This window comes from Streptomyces sp. NBC_01166 (genome assembly GCF_045039765.1).
Lineage (GTDB): Bacteria > Actinomycetota > Actinomycetes > Streptomycetales > Streptomycetaceae > Streptomyces.
This window is the reverse complement of sequence record NZ_CP108613.1, coordinates 2358051-2374478: the sequence shown is the minus strand read 5'-3', so window position 1 is coordinate 2374478 and position 16428 is coordinate 2358051. Positions and strand designations below refer to the sequence as shown.

The following is a 16428-nucleotide window of genomic DNA, read 5'->3' as shown; positions in this document are numbered from 1 at the left end:
CGGGTTCAGCCCCGGTAGAGCGACTCGACCTCGTCCGCGAAGTCCTTCGCCACGACGTTGCGCTTCAGCTTCAGCGAGGGCGTGATGTGGCCCGCCTCCTCGGTGAACTGAGCCGCCAGGACGCGGAACTTGCGTACCGACTCCGCCTTGGAGACCGCCGCGTTGCCGTCGTCCACGGCCCGCTGCACCTCGGCCAGGAGATCGGGGTCGTCGCGCAGCGAGACCGCCGTCGACCCGGCCGGCTTGCCGTTCTCCTCTGCCCAGCGGGAGAGGAACTCCTCGTCGAGGGTGAGCAGCGCGCCGACGAACGGGCGTCCGTCGCCGACCACCATGCACTCGGCCACCAGGGCGTGCGCGCGGATCCGGTCCTCGATCACCGCGGGCGCGACGTTCTTGCCGCCCGCCGTGACGATGATCTCCTTCTTGCGGCCCGTGATCGCGAGATAGCCGTCCGCGTCGAGCGTGCCGATGTCGCCCGTGTGGAACCAGCCGTCGGCCAGTGCCTCGGCCGTCGCGGCCTCGTTCTGCCAGTACCCGGTGAACAGGTGCTCGCCGTGCAGCAGCACCTCGCCGTCGTCCGCGATCCGCACGACCGAGCCCGGCAGCGGCTGGCCGACCGTACCGATCTTCTGCCGGTCCCACGGATTGAAGGCGGTGGCCGCGCAGCTCTCGGTGAGGCCGTAGCCCTCCAGCACCGTGAAGCCGATGCCGCGGAAGAAGTGGCCGAGGCGCTCGCCCAGCGGGGCGCCGCCGGAGATCGCGTACTCGCCACGGCCGCCGAGCACGGCCCGCAGCTTGCTGAACACCAGCTTGTCGAAGACCTTGTGCTTGACCTTCAGGCCCACCGAGGGGCCCTCGGGCGTGCCCAGCGCACGGCTGTACGCGATCGCGGTGTCGGCGGCCCGGTCGAAGATCTTGCCCTTGCCGTCGGCCTGGGCCTTGGCCCGCGCCGAGTTGTAGACCTTCTCGAACACCCGCGGCACACCGAGGATCAGCGTCGGCCGGAACGAGGCCAGCTCGTCCGTCAGGTTCTTGATGTCCGGCACGCAGCCGAGCTTGATCGGGGCCATCACCGACGCGACCTCGACCAGCCGGCCGAAGACGTGCGCCGTGGGAAGGAAGAGCAGGACGGAGCACTCGCCGGTGCGGAAGAGGGGCTTGAGCCGCTCCACGATGTTGCCGCACTCCGCGAAGAAGCTGCGGTGCGTCAGCACACAGCCCTTGGGGCGGCCGGTGGTGCCCGAGGTGTAGACGATCGTCGCCGGGTCGTCGGCCTTCGCGCTCACCATGCGCAGGTCCAGCGTCTCGTCGGAGACTTCGACACCCGCCGCGACGAGCTCGCCGACGGCGCCCCGGTCGATCTCCCAGACGTGGTGCAGACCGGGGAGCCGGTCCCGCACCGAGGTGACGGACTCCGCGTGGGTCCCGCTCTCCACGACGACCGCGACCGCGCCCGAGTCACCGAGTATCCACTGGACCTGCTCGGCGGAGCTGGTCTCGTACACCGGCACGGTGACGGCGCCCGCGCTCCAGATGGCGAAGTCCAGCAGGACCCACTCGAAGCGGGTGCGGGACATGAGCGCGACCCGGTCGCCGGGCTGGATGCCCGCCGCGATCAGGCCCTTGGCGGCGTCTCTGACCTCAGCGAGGAACCGGGTCGCCGTGACGTCCGTCCAGACGCCGGCCACCTTCCGGCTCATCACCGCGACATCGGGATGCTGAGCGGCGTTGCGGCGGATGAGATCCGTCAGGTTGCCGTCCGTAGGGACCTCGTACAGGGCCGGAAGGCTGAACTCGCGCAAGACTGCTGCTCCTCATCGGGCTCCGGTTCCACGGCTCTGTGCGACGTACCGGATCGGTCCAAGACTGGCAGATGCTCAGTGGGGTGAGCACGACTGGACTGGCGGGACGTTACCCACCGGTACTCGGTTCCGGAAAGGGGGTTCCGGCCAGATGTCTTATGCATCACACATATCGGTGCTCCTTCGGCGCACATTAGTCCACCCGTGTCCCGATCCGGAAGTAATCGCAGGTCCGACGGCCTCTACCCAGAGCAGCGGGCGGAGACCTAGGGTGATCTCCATGGGAGCCGGCACACCGCACAATCAGCACACAACCCCCACTCGACGGACACGCGTGCACGTCGTCAGCGACGTGCACGGGAACGCGGAGGCGCTGGCGCGCGCCGGGGACGGTGCGGACGCCCTCGTCTGTCTGGGCGACCTGGTCCTCTTCCTCGACTACGCGGACCATTCGCGCGGCATCTTCCCCGACCTGTTCGGCGTCGCCAACGCCGACCGCATCGTCGAGCTGCGCACCGCGCGCCGTTTCGACGAGGCACGCGCCTTCGGCCGCGAGCTGTGGGCGGGCAGGGACCGTAACGCGGCGATCCTGTCCGCGGTGCGCAAGCAGTACGCCGAGATGTTCGCGGTCATGCCCACCCCGACCTACGCCACGTACGGCAACGTCGACGTCCCCTCGCTCTGGCCCGAGTACGCCCATTCCGGTATCACCGTGCTGGACGGCGAACGTGCAGAGATCGGAGGCCGCGTCTTCGGGTTCGTAGGGGGAGGCCTCAAGACCCCCATGAACACCCCGTACGAGATCAGTGACGAGGAGTACGCCGCCAAGGTCGAGGCGCTCGGTCCGGTGGACGTCCTCTGCTCACACATCCCGCCGGACGTGCCGGAGCTGACGTACGACACCGTGGCCCGGCGCTTCGAGCGGGGCAGCCGCGCACTCCTGGACGCCATCCACCGGACCCGCCCCCGCTACGCGATTTTCGGCCACGTCCACCAGCCGCTGGTCCGCAGGATGCGGATCGGCGTCACCGAGTGCGTCAACGTCGGCCATTTCGCCTCGAGCGGGCGCCCCTGGGCCCTGGAGTGGTGAGCGACACGGCCACCGCCCGCGGGCCGGGGCGCGGGCGGGAGGGCCACCGGCACGCGATAGCCTGCACACGGCAGGCCTCTGCCGAACGCGACCGGTACACCGCACTGGAGGGCCACGGCGATGGCTGAACACACCAGCTCGAGCATCACGATCGAGGCGGCACCGGCCGACGTCATGGGAGTGATCGCCGACTTCGCCCGCTACCCGGAGTGGACCGGCGAGGTGAAGGAGGCCGAGATCCTGGCCACCGACGACCAGGGGCGCGCCGAGCAGGTCCGCCTCGTCCTGGACGCCGGAGCGATCAAGGACGACCACGTCCTCGCCTACACCTGGAACAGCCCGTACGAGGTCGGCTGGACCCTGGTCAAGTCCCAGATGCTGCGTGCCCTCGACGGCAGTTACGCACTGGCGCCGCTGGGCGACGGCGACCGCACCGAGGTCACCTACCGGCTCGCCGTCGACGTCAAGATCCCGCTCCTCGGCATGATCAAGCGCAAGGCCGAGAAGGTCATCATCGACAGGGCCCTCGCCGGACTGAAGAAGCGCGTCGAGTCCGTCCCGAAGGCCTGATCGCGTGCGTACGGTCCTCGTCACCGGCCCCGGCGGCGCAGGCCGTACCACCGTCGCCGCGGCGACCGCGCTCGCCTCGGCGCGCGCCGGCCGCCGCACCCTCCTGATCTCCGCGGACGCCGTGCCCGCACTCCCCGCGGACACCGAGCGCCTGTCCTGCGCGCGCATCGACTCCGCCGCGCACTTCCGCGACGAGCTCCTGGAGCTCCAGGACCGGGCTTCCGGGTTGCTCGACCTGCTCGGCGCCAACCGGCTCGACGGCGAGGAACTCACCGACCTGCCGGGCAGCGCACAGCTCGCCGTCCTGCACGCCCTGCGCCGGGCGGCCGAGGGCGACGGGCCGGAGGCCGGCCACGAGGTCCTCGTCGTCGACCTGCCGCCGCTCCCCGACGCCCTCGCCCTGCTCGCCCTGCCCGGACAGCTGCGCCGCTATCTGCGCCGCCTCCTGCCCGCCGAACGCCAGGCGGCCCGCGCCCTGCGCCCGGTGCTCGCCCAGCTCGCCGGCGTCCCCATGCCCGCGCAGTGGCTGTACGAGGCCGCAGCCCGCAAGGACGCCGAACTGGCCGCCGTCGAGGCCCTCGTCGAGGACAACGCGACCACCGTGCGCCTGGTCGCCGAACCGGGTCAGGCCGCCGGCGAGGCGCTGCGCTCCGCCCGTACCGGACTCGCCCTGCACGGTCTGCGCGTCGACTCCGTCGTGGCCTCCCGGGTCCTGCCCCGGCACTCCGCCGACCCCTGGTTCGCCGAGCTGGCCGCCCGGCAGGAGAAGTGCCTGGACCTCTGGCACCAGGAGTGGACACCCGGCACGTCCGTACGCGAGGCCGCCCACCTCGGCCGCGAGCCGCGCACCGCCGATGACCTGGCCCTGCTCGCCGAGACCTGCGCGACGGACGACCGGGCGCCGGGACACGCCGGGGACCCCTGGTGGACCGAGGACGCCGGGGACGGCGTCATCGCGTGGTGCCTCCCGCTGCCCGGGGCGGTCAAGGAGGACCTCAAGCTCGTCCGGCGCGGCGACGAACTCTTCCTCACCGCCGGACCGTTCCACCGGATCGTCCGCCTGGAGTCCGCGCTGCGCCGCTGCACCGTCTCCGGGGCCGCGCTCACCGACGGCGTCCTGCGTGTCCGGTTCACACCTGACCCCGCGCTCTGGCCCCGGACACAATGAACGGCGTACCACCGTTCGGGTAACGTCGGTAGTACGTGGCCCGCACGGTCACGCAGGCAACCGCGTCGCAGGAGTCCGCCATGAGTGAAGCCACCGATCGTCCCGTCGACGACGACGCGTGGGCGGAGGCCTGCGCCGAGGACCTCGAAGCGGAGAAGGCCCGCCGCCGGGCCCAGTACGGGCAGCAGCCGGGGTCCGCCGCCGAGGAGCTGCGCAAACTGATCGACGCGGTGGCCGACAAGGTCTCCTCGCTGCAGTCGCCGCTGCTCGGCATGGCCGCCCAGGGCACCGTCCAGCAGGTGATCCGGCAGGCCAAGTCCGCGGTCGAGCCCGTCATCGAGCGGAATCCCGACCTCTTCGACCATCTCGCCGCCGCGGGGAACGAGCTCCTCGCCGCCTACCGCTCCGCCGTCGAGGGCCAGGAGGGCCGCTGGACCCGGGGTACAGAGGGCGCCGGAGGCACGTCGGGCGGCACCGGATCCACCCCCGGCACCGCCAGGAAGGCGGCCGAAGACCCCTCGGACCCGCGCGACGAGGGCACCGGCGGCAGCGAACACATCGACCTGGACTGACCGAGGGCAGGAAATGCCCGTCCCCGGCTCGGGTACGGTTGGCCGTAGCGGGGCTCGACCGAAACTGAGGGATTCATGGGACTCACCATCGGCGTCGATATCGGCGGCACGAAGATCGCGGCTGGAGTGGTCGACGAAGAGGGCCGGATCCTCTCGACGTTCAAGGTATCCACCCCGCCGACCGCCGAAGGCATCGTGGACGCGATCAGCGCCGCCGTGTCCGGGGCGAGCGAAGGGCACGACGTCGAGGCGGTAGGCATCGGCGCGGCCGGATACGTCGACGACAAGCGTGCCACCGTGCTGTTCGCCCCGAACATCAACTGGCGCCACGAGCCGCTCAAGGACAAGGTCGAGCAGCGCGTCGGCCTGCCCGTCGTCGTCGAGAACGACGCCAACGCGGCGGCCTGGGGCGAATACCGCTTCGGTGCCGGCCAGGGCCACGACGACGTCATCTGCATCACGCTCGGCACCGGCCTGGGCGGCGGCATCATCATCGGCAACAAGCTGCGCCGGGGACGCTTCGGTGTGGCGGCGGAATTCGGTCACATCCGGGTCGTCCCGGACGGCCTGCTCTGCGGCTGCGGCAGCCAGGGCTGCTGGGAGCAGTACGCCTCCGGGCGCGCTCTCGTGCGGTACGCGAAGCAGCGCGCCAACGCCACCCCGGAGAACGCACCGATCCTCCTGGGGCTCGGCGACGGTACCGTGGAGGGCATCGAGGGCAAGCACATCAGCGAGGCCGCCCGGCAGGGCTGCCCGGTGGCCGTCGACTCCTTCCGTGAGCTGGCCCGCTGGGCCGGAGCCGGACTGGCCGACCTCGCCTCGCTCTTCGACCCCTCGGCCTTCATCGTCGGCGGCGGCGTCTCGGACGAGGGCGAGCTGGTCCTCGACCCGATCCGCAAGTCGTTCCGGCGCTGGCTGATCGGCGGCGAATGGCGCCCGCACGCGCAGGTCCTCGCGGCCCAACTGGGCGGCAAGGCGGGCCTGGTGGGCGCGGCGGACCTGGCACGCCAGGGCTGACCTCACCCGCAGCACGTCCGACGCCCGTCGCGCCCCATGGGGAGCGACGGGCGTCCGTCGTATCGTGCCTCCCATGGTCACGAAGCCGATGCCCCTGCCCGACTCCCGTACCGAGCCGGACGGTTCGGCCGTCATCAGAGTGCTCAGCTACAACGTGCGCTCGCTGCGTGACGACACCGAGGCGCTGGCCCGTGTCATCCGGGCATGCGAGCCCGATCTGGTGTGCGTCCAGGAGGCCCCCCGCTTCTTCCGCTGGCGCAAGGCGGCGGCCCGGCTCGCGGCCATGACCGACCTGGTGGTCCTCAGCGGCGGGGCCACGGCGGCGGGACCGCTGCTGCTCTGCTCCCTGCGGGCCACCGTGGAACGCACCGAGGACATCCTGCTGCCGCTCACACCGGGGCTGCACCGGCGTGGCCTGGCCACGGCGGTCGTACGGTTCGCCGGGGCGCGGATCGGTGTCGTCAGCTGCCACCTCAGCCTGCAGCGGGAGGAACGGCAGGCCCAGGCGGGACTGCTGCTGGAGCGGATCGACGCGATGGGCGTCCCGCACGCCGTCGTGGCCGGCGACCTCAACGACGTACCGGACGGGAGCGCCTTCCGGCGGCTGGCGGGGCGGCTGCAGGACTGCCGGACCGTGCGGCCCTGGGGCGGCGAGCTCACCTTCCCGCCCGACGCGCCGCGCAAGCGGATCGACGCGGTCTTCGCGACCGGCGGCATCGAGGTGCTCGGCTGCGGTGTCCCCGAGGACCTGCCCGGCGTCACCGGCGCGGACCTGCGGGCGGCCACGGACCATCTGCCCGTGCTGGCCGCCCTCAGGGTGCCCGCGGGGAGCTGAGCCGGCCCCGGGGCGGGTCAGACGACCGCGCCGCGCCCCGGGTCGTCGTCCTCTTCGTCGTCGTGGGGCATGCGCGCCACCAGGGTGGCGAACCCGCCCAGGAAGCCGCCGATGGAGAGAGTGGTGAGCCACCACGTCATCTCCCACTGCATCAGCACCGCGACCAGCATCAGCACCGGGCCGCCGACGACCGCGAGCCAGGCGAACTTGGCCGTCACATCGGCCTCGGGGAGCGGCGGCGGCTCCGGCGGGACGAAGTGTCCCTCCTCGCTGTCGTCCGGATCGTCGACGTCGCCGTCCTTGGGCTCCTCCAGGCCGTAGTCGCGCGGGCCCGCGACCCCGGGCGCGAAGACCACCGAACCGCCGAGCGGCTTCTTCTCCGGCGGCCCGCCGGACGTCTTCCCGCCCACTCCCTTGTCGGCGTCGTCACCCGCGCCGGGCTCCGGAGAGGGGTCCAGGACGTTGACCTGGTCGTCCTCCAGCAGGGCCAGATCCTCGATCGACTTGAACGGCTTGGCGCCCGGCGGATCCGGCGGCTCCTCGCCGTACCCCGCGACGATCGCCTCCCAGGCCGCTGCCTCGTCGAGCCGGGCCCCCTCCGTGCCCTCGGGGACAGCCGTTCCTTCCGTGGGGCGCGGTTCGCGCTCCTCGTCACTGCCCGCGCGCTCCGCGTCGTGCTCAGCCACCGGACGTGCTCCCCTTCTTGCCAGCGTCGGTTGCGAGGCGGTCGATGAACCGGTAGCTCTCGTCGAAGATCCGCTCCGCATCGTGGTCCAACGTCGCCACGTGGTAGCTCTGTTCCAGGAGGATCTCCTCGACGTCCCTGGAGGAGACCCGGCTGAGGATCCGCGCCGAGTCGGCGGGCGGCACGACATGGTCCTGCGGACTGTGCAGCAGCACGATCGGCTGGGTGACCTGCGGCAGATCGGCGTCGACCAGCCGGAAGAACGCCCGCACGGAGTGAGCGGCGTGCAGCGGCACCCGGTCGTAGCCGATCTCCTCGGCACCCTCCAGCGCGATGTCGCTGGTCAGCCCCTTCGTCGTCCGCACCACATGGCGGGCCACCGGCAGGGCGTACGCCGAGAGGCCGTGCACCTTGTTCGCCGGATTCACCAGCACCAGGCCCGCGATCTCGTCACCGTGCTTCGCGGCGAGGCGCAGCGCGAGGGCGCCGCCCATGGAGAGGCCGAAGACGAAGACCTGCGCGCACTGCGCCCGCAGCGCGCGCAGCTCACGGTCCACCTCCGCGTACCAGTCCTGCCAGCCCGTGACGGCCATGTCCTCCCAGCGGGTGCCGTGGCCGGGCAGCAGAGGGAGCGACACGGTCAGTCCGCGCTCCGCCAGGTAGCCGGCCCAGGGGCGCAGGGACTGCGGCGAACCCGTGAATCCGTGACAGAGGAGGACGCCGACCTCTCCGCCCTCATGGCGGAACGGCTCGGCTCCAGGGAGGACCGGCACCGGGGTCTCCTGTTCATGAAGCGGGGCGGGGTGCGGGGGGTGTGCAAAAGGATTACTTCACCGTACGCGACCGGACCGACACCGACCAGGGCCGTCACCGCCCGAGCAGCCGTCACCTGCGGGGGCGTCCGCGAAGGACACCGTCCCGAGCGGGCGGGGGGAGGCCGCGGCCCCACAGGTTAAGGTCTCATCGACGGCACACAGGAGGCACCCGAGTTGATCTACGGCGCAATGAAGTTCTCCATCGGCGGCTCCCTGAAGCTCGCCTTCAGGCCGTGGGTGGAGGGCCTGGAGAACATCCCCGTACACGGGCCGGCGATCCTCGCGAGCAACCATCTGTCCTTCTCCGACTCCTTCTTCCTGCCGGCGGTCCTCGACCGCAAGGTGACCTTCATCGCCAAGGCGGAGTACTTCACCGCCCCCGGGGTGAAGGGGAAGCTCACCGCCGCCTTCTTCAAGGGTGTCGGGCAGCTCCCGGTGGACCGCTCCGGCGGCCGCGGCGCGGGCGAAGCGGCCATCAGGGCCGGCATCCAGGTCATCGAGAGCGGGGGGCTCTTCGGTATCTACCCGGAGGGCACCCGGTCGCCCGACGGCCGGCTCTACCGGGGCAAGCCCGGCGGCCTCGCCCGGGTGACCCTCGCCACCGGTGCGCCCGTCATCCCCGTCGCGATGATCGACACGGAGAAGATCCAGCCCCCCGGCCAGGTGATGCCCAGGCTGATGCGGCCCGGGATCAGGATCGGCAAGCCGCTGGACTTCAGCCGCTACCAGGGCATGGAGGGTGACCGGTTCATCCTGCGCTCGGTGACCGACGAGGTCATGTACGAGATCATGAAGCTCTCCGGCCAGGAGTACGTGGACATCTACGCGACCGCGGCCAAACGGCAGATCGCCGAGGACGCGAAGAACAAGGGGCCGCAGAGGCCCGGCGGCGCGTAGGAGCGCCGTCGGCCGCCCGGAACGGGCAGCATGGCAGGGGCGGGAACCGGGGGAGGGGACGCAGGGGACATGACCGGGCGTGAACGAGTCGTACGGATGTCGGTCGAGCAGCCGCTGTGGCGCGCGCTGACCGCGTACCGCGTGCTGACGCTGATCTACGCGGCGCTGCTCGCCGGCTTCGGCCGTGACAAGTGGGAGCGCCCCTGGGTCGCCGTCGCCTTCCTGGCGTTCCTCGCGCTCTGGACGCTCGTCACCCTTCCCGGGGTGGCCAACGCGGCGAGCTGCACGAAGCGCTTCCTCGGCCTGGACCTCACGGTCGCCCTGACCGGCATCCTTCTGACCCCGCTGGCCGACTTCGACGCCCAGCACATGGACGGCCCGACGCTCCCGTCGATCTGGACCGCGGGCTCGGTCCTCGCCTTCGCGCTCAAGGGCGGCTGGCGCTGGGCGGCCTTCGCCTCCACCCTCGTCGCCGCCGCCAACATCGTCGAGCGCGGCGAGCCCAGCGAGGACACCTTCCACAACGTGCTGCTGGTCTGGGTCGCCTCCATCGCCATCGGCTACGTCGTCGAGGTGGCCCGGGCCAGTGAGCGCACCCTGGCGCGGGCCCTGGAGATCGAGGCCGCCACCCGGGAGCGGGAGCGGCTCGCCCGCGACATCCACGACAGCGTCCTTCAGGTGCTGGCCATGGTCCAGCGGCGTGGCACGGCCCTGGGCGGCGAGGCCGCGGAGCTCGGCCGGATGGCCGGGGAGCAGGAGGTCGCCCTGCGGACCCTGGTCTCCAGCGGCCTGGTGCCGACGACCCGGGTCTCCGAGGACAGCGCCGAGGGCGCGGTGGTCCGCGCGGTGGAGACCCCCGAGGAGGAGATCGCCGAGGCCGACCTGCGCGCGCTGCTCGCCCGGCACGCCGGATCCCGGGTCACCTTCGCGGAGCCCGGCGCCCCGGTGGTGCTGGCGGCCGACGCGGCGCGTGAGCTGGCCGCCGCGGTGAGCGCCGCGCTGGACAACGTCCGGGTCCACGCGGGGCCGGACGCCCAGGCGTGGATCCTGGTGGAGGACGAGCCGGACGAGGTGATCGTCACGGTCCGGGACGACGGCCCGGGCATCCCGGAGGGCAGACTCGACCAGGCGGAGGGGGAGGGCCGGCTCGGTGTCGCCCTCTCGATCCGCGGGCGGCTGCGCGATCTGGGCGGCACAGCGGAACTGATCTCGGTCCCGGGCCAGGGCACCGAGGTCGAATTGAAGGTCCCGAAGGTTTCACGGGGGAAGGCAGGAACGGCCCGATGAGTACACCGCAGACACAGGCATCCGAGGAACGGGCCATCAGGGTGATGGTCGTCGACGACCACCCGATGTGGCGCGACGCCGTCGCCCGCGATCTGGCCGAGTCCGGCTTCGACGTGGTCGCGACCGCCGGCGACGGCCCGGGTGCCGTGCGCCGGGCCGGGGCCGCGGTGCCCGACGTCCTGGTGCTCGACCTGAACCTGCCGGGGATGCCCGGCGTCCAGGTCTGCAAGGAGCTGGTCGGATCGCACCCGGGGCTGCGCGTCCTGGTGCTCTCCGCCAGCGGCGAGCACGCCGACGTCCTGGAGGCCGTGAAGTCGGGTGCCACCGGCTATCTCCTGAAGTCGGCGAGCACCCAGGAGCTGACCGACGCCGTACGCGCGACCGCGGCCGGTGACCCGGTCTTCACACCGGGCCTCGCCGGACTGGTCCTCGGCGAGTACCGCCGGCTCGCCTCCGACCCGGCCCCCGCGGCCCCCGACCAGCCGAAGGTCCCGCAGCTCACCGACCGTGAGACCGAGGTCCTGCGACTGGTCGCCAAGGGGCTCTCGTACAAGCAGATCGCCGAGCGCCTGGTCATCTCCCACCGCACGGTGCAGAACCACGTCCAGAACACCCTGGGCAAGCTCCAGCTGCACAACCGGGTGGAGCTCGTCCGCTACGCCATCGAGGCCGGCCTCGACGACGTCTGACGGACAACCGGCGCGTACGGCAACGGAATTGACCGTCCGACCCATCCCGGAGTGACCTGGGTCACCATTAGCGTGGCCCGTGGCGAGCTCACTTCGGCGAAGGGATGCTTTCATGCGGGTCGGAGTACTGACCGGGGGCGGCGACTGCCCCGGGCTCAACGCGGTCATCCGCGCGATCGTCCGCAAGGGCGTGCAGGAGTACGGCTACGACTTCACCGGGTTCCGCGACGGCTGGCGCGGGCCGCTGGAGGGCGTGACCGTGCCGCTCTCCATACCGGTGGTGCGGGGCATCCTGCCGCGCGGAGGCACCATCCTCGGCTCCTCCCGGACCAATCCGTTCGACGCCGAGTACGCCGGCCAGGGGGTCCGCCGCATCAAGGACAGCCTCGCCGAGTACGAGATCGACTCCCTGATCACGATCGGCGGGGAGGACACCCTCGGTGTCGCGGCGAAGCTGTCCGACGACTACGGCGTCCCGTGCGTGGGCGTTCCCAAGACCATCGACAACGACCTCTCCGGAACCGACTACACCTTCGGTTTCGACACCGCCGTCTCCATCGCCACCGAGGCCATCGACCGGCTCCACACCACGGCCGAATCCCATATGCGGGTACTCGTCGTCGAGGTGATGGGGCGCCACGCGGGCTGGATCGCGCTCCACTCCGGTCTGGCCGGCGGGGCCAACGTCATCCTCATCCCGGAGCAGCGCTTCGACATCGATCAGGTCTGCGAGTGGGTCACCTCCCGCTTCCGGGCGAGCTACGCGCCGATCGTGGTGGTGGCCGAGGGGGCGGCGCCCGCGCTGGGGGAGATGATCCTCAAGGACGATTCCCACGACTCCTTCGGACATGTCCGGCTCTCGGGTGTGGGCGAATGGCTGGCCAAGGAGATCGAGCGGCGCACCGGCAAGGAGGCCAGGACCACGGTCCTCGGCCATGTCCAGCGCGGCGGCACGCCGAGTGCCTTCGACCGCTGGCTCGCGACCCGCTTCGGGCTGCACGCCATCGACGCGGTCCACGAGGGTGCCACCGGGGTGATGGTCGCCCTCCGGGGGACGGACATCGTGCGGGTGCCGATCGCGGAGGCGACGGCCCGCCTGAAGACGGTCGACCCCGCCCTGTACGCGGAGGCGGGGGTCTTCTTCGGTTGATCCCCCCCCCCGCCGGCCCCCTCCGGCCGAGCGGCGCCCGGGGGGCGCGGGTCGTATATTCGCGAGGACCGGCCCCGCCCCCTCTTCCGGGAGACGTCGTGGAAATCCTGGCATTCGGCGTGCAGTCCGACGAGAAGCCGCTGATCGAGAAGGCCTTCGCCGGCCTGCACGAGGTCCGCTGCCTGGACGTCTTCCTCACCGAGGACACCGCCCCGATCGCGGCCGGCTACGAGATCATCTCCACCAGCGTCAACGCCGACCTCGGCAGCCGCGTCCTGCAGTCACTCGCGGCGGGCGGCACGCAGATGATCGCCCAGCGCTCCACCGGCTTCAACAACATCGACCTCGACGTCGCAGAACGGCTCGCCCTGCGCGTCGCCCGCGTCTCGTACTACTCGCCCCACTCGGTCGCCGAATTCGCCTGGACCCTGGCCATGGCCGTCAACCGCCGCATCGTCCGCGCGGTGAGCCGCACCCGGGACTTCGACTTCCGGCTCGACGGGCTCCTCGGCCGGGACATGCACGGCCGTACGGCAGGTGTGGTCGGCACGGGGAAGATCGGTGAGGCGTTCACCCGGATCGCCCATGGCTTCGGCATGGAGCTGCTCGGCTGGGACATCGCCGAGAATCCGGCCTGCACCGCGCTCGGCATGACGTACGTGGACAAGGAGCGCCTCTTCGCCGAGTCCGACCTGATCAGCCTCCATGTGCCCCTGCTGCCGGCCACGCAGCACATCATCGGAGAGGAAGCCCTGTCCTTGATGAAGGACGACGCGATCCTGGTCAACTCCAGCCGGGGCGGCCTGATCGACTCCCGCGCTCTCGTCACCGAGCTGCGGACCGGCCGTTTCACCGGTGTGGGGCTCGATGTCTACGAGGCGGAGGCAGGGCTCTTCTACGTCGACAAGTCCATGGAGGGCATCGACGACGACACCCTCGCCCGGCTCGTCACCTTCCCGAACGTCATCGTGACCTCGCACCAGGCGTATTACACGCGCGACGCGGTGGGGCAGATCATCGACGCCACGGTGCAGAACGTCACCGACTACCTGGCGGGCCGCCGCAGCGACAACGTCCTGGTCCCGGCGCTCCCCGCGCGTTAGCCCGCGTGCCCCTTCGCGTGCTCCTTCAGGAACGCGCCCGCGTACGCCGCCGCCTCCTCCATCGAGCCGCAGGGGGAGTCCCCGTCGGCCGCGCCGTCCGTGCCGTCCGCACCCCGCCCAGTCCACCGCCAACTGCCCGACGAGGACTCCAGGAACAGCTCGGCCGTGCCCCCGAACAGCTCGACGGTGCCCCGCTCCGCCGCTGCCGCCGGCCGGCCGACCGCGTCGGGCCACTTCTTGCGGGCACCCTGCCGCGTTATGCCCCAGGCCGCGCCCAGCTGTTCGTAACTCGCGCCGTAGGAGCCGGCGGTCCGTGCGGCGCGTGCGGTCAGCCGCGCGACCGCCGAGTCCACCACCTTCCAGCCGGCGAGGACCGACAGAGACACCTCGACGGGGTCCTCCGCCCACATGCGGTCCTCGGGGAGCCCGGAGGCGCGGGCCCGCAGGGCCGTTGCGAGCGGAGCCAGGGCGTCGCAGAGGGATTGCTCGAGTGCGGTCAGTTCCGTGTGAGAGACCTCGTTCGCCGCCATGCCGACAACTTTAGTTACCGTAGGCGATGATGGCAACTGAAGTTGTCGGCCGGAGTGTGCCGGAGTCCGGACCCTTCAGCTGGGCACGGGCAGCGCCGCCAGCAGCCCCGTCACGATCTCGGCGCCGCGCAGCGTCAGCACCGACTCGGGGTGGAACTGCACCGAGGCGAAGCCCCGGCCCCGCAGCGCGTGCAGCTCACCGGAGGCCGCGTCCCGGCTCGCCTCGATGCCGTGGGCGCTCAGCTCCGTGGCCGCCGCCTCGTCGCACAGCGCGGTGAAGCTGTTGTAGAAGCCGACCGTCTCGGGCCTGCCGAACAGGTCGATCCGGGTCTGCGCCCCCTGGTACGGCACCGCCTTCCGCGCAATCTCCAGACCCAGCTCCGCCGCGATCAGCTCATGCCCGAGGCAGACGCCGAGCAGCCCGTGGCGGTGCTCCCGCACCAGTTCGGCGGCCAGCCCGCGCAGCAGCCGCATCTTCGGGTCGGCCGCGTCCCCCGGGTCGCCGGGCCCGGGCCCCAGTACCACCGGCCCCTCGTGCGCCCGTACGGCCTCGCGGAGGCCGGGCTCGTCGTACCGGCGCACCGAGACGGTGAGACCCGAGGAGCGCAGCAGATGGGCGAGCATCGCGGTGAAGGTGTCCTCGCCGTCCACCACCAGCGCATGACCGGACAGGTCCTGTGTGCGCTCCTGCATCCGCAGCCAGAAGGGGGCCAGTCCGCCGCGCCGGTCGTCCAGGGCGGCCTGCACCCGGGGATCGGACGCCAGCCGCGGACGGTCCGCCTCCGTCTCGGGCCGCCCCGGCCGGACGCCCAGCGCCGCGAGCACACCGGCAGCCTTCGCATGGGTCTCGGCGACCTCCCCCGCAGGGTCGGAATGGCGTACGAGCGTGGCCCCGACCGGCACCCGCAGCCGGCCGGACGCCGAGATGTCGGCGGTGCGGATCAGGATCGGCGAGTCCAGCGTCTGCGCCCCGCCCGGCTCCCGGCTCACCAGCGCGAGGGCGCCCGCGTAGTAGCCGCGGCCCCCCGGCTCGTACCGCTCGATCACCCGGCAGGCGTTCTGCACGGGGGAGCCGGTGACGGTGGCCGCGAACATGGTCTCCTTCAGGACCTCGCGCACGTCCAGTGAGGAACGCCCGCGCAGCTCGTACTCCGTGTGCGCGAGATGGGCCATCTCCTTGAGCCGCGGCCCGACCACCACGCCGCCCATGTCGCCGACGGTGCACATCATCTTGAGCTCCTCGTCGACCACCATGGAGAGCTCCTCGGTCTCCTTCCGGTCGCCGAGGAAGGCCAGCAGGCTCTCCGCGGTCGGCCCCTCGGCCGGGTAGCGGTAGGTCCCGCTGATCGGGTTCATCACGACGGTCCCGCCGGACATCCGCACATGGACCTCCGGGCTGGCGCCGACCAGCGTCCGGTCCTCCGTGCGGACGACGAACGTCCAGTACGCCCCGCGCTCGCCCGACAGCAGCCGCCGGAACAGCGCCAGCGCGTCGGCCCGGCCGAAACCGGGGATCTCGCCGCCGAAGGTCCGCCGGATCACGAAGTTCGCGCCCTCGCCCTGCCCGATCTCGTCCTCGATGACCCGCCGGACGGTCTCGGCGTACTCCTCGTCCGGGACGTCGAAGGCGCCGCCCTCGACCCGCACGTCATGGCCGGGCAGGTGCGCGAGCACCTCGGCCAGCGGCAGTTCGTACGCCTTCTCGGCGACCAGCACGGAGAGCGGGGTGCCGTCGTCGCGTACGTCGAAACCGCGCTCGGCGATCTGCCGGAAGGGCACCAGGGCCAGCGAGGGCAGCTCACCCACCGGGATGTCGGCGAGCCGTTCCACCTCCCGCACCTCACCGGTCAGGACCTCGACGACGTCGTGGTCCCTGCCGGGCGTGCGCCTGCGCAGCAGGGCGAAGGGCGGGGAGTCGTCACGGAGCAGCATGGACAGCAGGTCGACGGCACGGCCGGGCGTGGGCCGGGACACGGGCTCGGGCATGGGCGTTCCTTCCTGATGAGGAACGGCTCCCGGCTCCGAAACGCAGAGAAGGCCGCCCCTCGGGCGGCCTTCGCGAAGTCTGTACGCGCGATGAATCAGCGGGCCGCCGGATGAGCGGTCCACCACCAGTTCTGGGTTGTCTGCGCGAACATGCCACGTACCTTAGCGGACGCGGTGGACAAACGAGCGCGCGTCTCATTTGTTGAGCGGGCGGACGGGGCGCGCCCGCCGA

Annotated in this window: 17 protein-coding genes; 11 read left to right on the top strand and 6 right to left on the bottom strand. The window is 71.7% G+C overall.

The genetic code is table 11. From position 1 onward, the window contains the following. Positions 1–5: 5 nt before the first annotated feature. A complete protein-coding gene (locus OG379_RS10945; RefSeq protein WP_405661608.1) occupies positions 6–1802 on the bottom strand; it encodes an AMP-dependent synthetase/ligase in 1797 nt (598 codons plus the stop codon). A 280-nt stretch (positions 1803–2082) separates the two neighbouring features. Between OG379_RS10945 and OG379_RS10940 the strand changes: the two genes are divergently transcribed. From OG379_RS10940 to OG379_RS10915, 6 genes are all read left to right on the top strand, one after another. Continuing rightward, positions 2083–2892: a metallophosphoesterase gene (locus OG379_RS10940; RefSeq protein WP_405661606.1), complete on the top strand. Its 810-nt coding sequence runs from the start codon at positions 2083–2085 to the stop codon at positions 2890–2892. 120 nt (positions 2893–3012) lie between these two features. Next, on the top strand, positions 3013–3462 hold the full coding sequence (locus OG379_RS10935) for an SRPBCC family protein (RefSeq protein WP_073747652.1): 450 nt from the start codon (positions 3013–3015) through the stop codon (positions 3460–3462). Positions 3463–3466: 4 nt separating this feature from the next. Beyond that, positions 3467–4630: an ArsA-related P-loop ATPase gene (locus OG379_RS10930; RefSeq protein ID WP_405661603.1), complete on the top strand. Its 1164-nt coding sequence runs from the start codon at positions 3467–3469 to the stop codon at positions 4628–4630. Positions 4631–4710: 80 nt separating this feature from the next. Then, positions 4711–5202: a DUF5304 domain-containing protein gene (locus OG379_RS10925; RefSeq protein WP_405661600.1), complete on the top strand. Its 492-nt coding sequence runs from the start codon at positions 4711–4713 to the stop codon at positions 5200–5202. A gap of 75 nt (positions 5203–5277) precedes the next feature. Next, the gene (locus tag OG379_RS10920) at positions 5278–6219 is read left to right on the top strand and encodes an ROK family glucokinase (protein ID WP_099176282.1); all 942 of its coding nucleotides are present in this window, start codon (positions 5278–5280) and stop codon (positions 6217–6219) included. Between the two features lie 73 nt (positions 6220–6292). Next, positions 6293–7054: an endonuclease/exonuclease/phosphatase family protein gene (locus OG379_RS10915; protein ID WP_393755743.1), complete on the top strand. Its 762-nt coding sequence runs from the start codon at positions 6293–6295 to the stop codon at positions 7052–7054. A 17-nt stretch (positions 7055–7071) separates the two neighbouring features. Here the strand turns inward: OG379_RS10915 and OG379_RS10910 are convergent, their stop codons facing one another. Together OG379_RS10910 and OG379_RS10905 are read right to left on the bottom strand one after the other, a co-directional pair. Then, positions 7072–7740, bottom strand: coding sequence for a hypothetical protein (locus tag OG379_RS10910; RefSeq protein ID WP_405661598.1), 669 nt, complete (start codon positions 7738–7740; stop codon positions 7072–7074). Further along, the gene (locus OG379_RS10905; protein WP_393755739.1) at positions 7733–8512 is read right to left on the bottom strand and encodes an alpha/beta hydrolase; all 780 of its coding nucleotides are present in this window, start codon (positions 8510–8512) and stop codon (positions 7733–7735) included. The genes OG379_RS10910 and OG379_RS10905 overlap by 8 nt, the downstream gene beginning before the upstream one ends. A gap of 216 nt (positions 8513–8728) precedes the next feature. On the opposite strand from OG379_RS10905, the gene OG379_RS10900 reads away from it, so the two are divergent. The 5 genes from OG379_RS10900 (at position 8729) to OG379_RS10880 (ending at position 13680) form a co-directional block, all read left to right on the top strand. Continuing rightward, positions 8729–9451, top strand: coding sequence for a lysophospholipid acyltransferase family protein (locus tag OG379_RS10900; protein WP_393755737.1), 723 nt, complete (start codon positions 8729–8731; stop codon positions 9449–9451). 69 nt (positions 9452–9520) lie between these two features. Then, on the top strand, positions 9521–10738 hold the full coding sequence (gene macS, locus OG379_RS10895; protein ID WP_405661595.1) for a MacS family sensor histidine kinase: 1218 nt from the start codon (positions 9521–9523) through the stop codon (positions 10736–10738). After that, complete coding sequence (locus OG379_RS10890) at positions 10735–11427, top strand: response regulator (protein WP_393755733.1); 693 nt, start codon at positions 10735–10737, stop codon at positions 11425–11427. The genes macS and OG379_RS10890 overlap by 4 nt, the downstream gene beginning before the upstream one ends. 112 nt (positions 11428–11539) lie before the next feature. Continuing rightward, complete coding sequence (locus tag OG379_RS10885; RefSeq protein ID WP_405661593.1) at positions 11540–12577, top strand: 6-phosphofructokinase; 1038 nt, start codon at positions 11540–11542, stop codon at positions 12575–12577. A 98-nt stretch (positions 12578–12675) separates the two neighbouring features. Further along, positions 12676–13680, top strand: a complete 1005-nt coding sequence (locus tag OG379_RS10880; RefSeq protein WP_405661590.1) for a 2-hydroxyacid dehydrogenase — start codon at positions 12676–12678, stop codon at positions 13678–13680. Here the strand turns inward: OG379_RS10880 and OG379_RS10875 are convergent. The 3 genes from OG379_RS10875 to OG379_RS10865 form a co-directional block, all read right to left on the bottom strand. Beyond that, positions 13677–14210 (bottom strand): hypothetical protein, encoded by a 534-nt coding sequence (locus tag OG379_RS10875; RefSeq protein WP_405661588.1) that lies wholly within the window; start codon positions 14208–14210, stop codon positions 13677–13679. The genes OG379_RS10880 and OG379_RS10875 overlap by 4 nt on opposite strands. Positions 14211–14285: 75 nt before the next feature. Beyond that, on the bottom strand, positions 14286–16196 hold the full coding sequence (locus OG379_RS10870) for an anthranilate synthase family protein (protein ID WP_405661586.1): 1911 nt from the start codon (positions 16194–16196) through the stop codon (positions 14286–14288). 95 nt (positions 16197–16291) lie between these two features. Then, complete coding sequence (locus tag OG379_RS10865; protein WP_124277238.1) at positions 16292–16348, bottom strand: trp operon leader peptide; 57 nt, start codon at positions 16346–16348, stop codon at positions 16292–16294. Positions 16349–16428: the final 80 nt, after the last annotated feature.

Excerpts from the sequence above, each read along its gene's own strand:
- OG379_RS10915 (WP_393755743.1), top strand. The coding sequence starts at position 6,293 with ATGGTCACGAAGCCGATGCCCCTGCCCGACTCCCGTACCGAGCCGGAC.
- OG379_RS10875 (WP_405661588.1), bottom strand. The coding sequence starts at position 14,210 with ATGGCGGCGAACGAGGTCTCTCACACGGAACTGACCGCACTCGAGCAA.
- OG379_RS10890 (WP_393755733.1), top strand. The coding sequence starts at position 10,735 with ATGAGTACACCGCAGACACAGGCATCCGAGGAACGGGCCATCAGGGTG.
- OG379_RS10925 (WP_405661600.1), top strand. The coding sequence starts at position 4,711 with ATGAGTGAAGCCACCGATCGTCCCGTCGACGACGACGCGTGGGCGGAG.
- OG379_RS10885 (WP_405661593.1), top strand. The coding sequence starts at position 11,540 with ATGCGGGTCGGAGTACTGACCGGGGGCGGCGACTGCCCCGGGCTCAAC.
- macS (WP_405661595.1), top strand. The coding sequence starts at position 9,521 with ATGACCGGGCGTGAACGAGTCGTACGGATGTCGGTCGAGCAGCCGCTG.
- OG379_RS10940 (WP_405661606.1), top strand. The coding sequence starts at position 2,083 with ATGGGAGCCGGCACACCGCACAATCAGCACACAACCCCCACTCGACGG.
- OG379_RS10870 (WP_405661586.1), bottom strand. The coding sequence starts at position 16,196 with ATGCCCGAGCCCGTGTCCCGGCCCACGCCCGGCCGTGCCGTCGACCTG.
- OG379_RS10920 (WP_099176282.1), top strand. The coding sequence starts at position 5,278 with ATGGGACTCACCATCGGCGTCGATATCGGCGGCACGAAGATCGCGGCT.
- OG379_RS10935 (WP_073747652.1), top strand. The coding sequence starts at position 3,013 with ATGGCTGAACACACCAGCTCGAGCATCACGATCGAGGCGGCACCGGCC.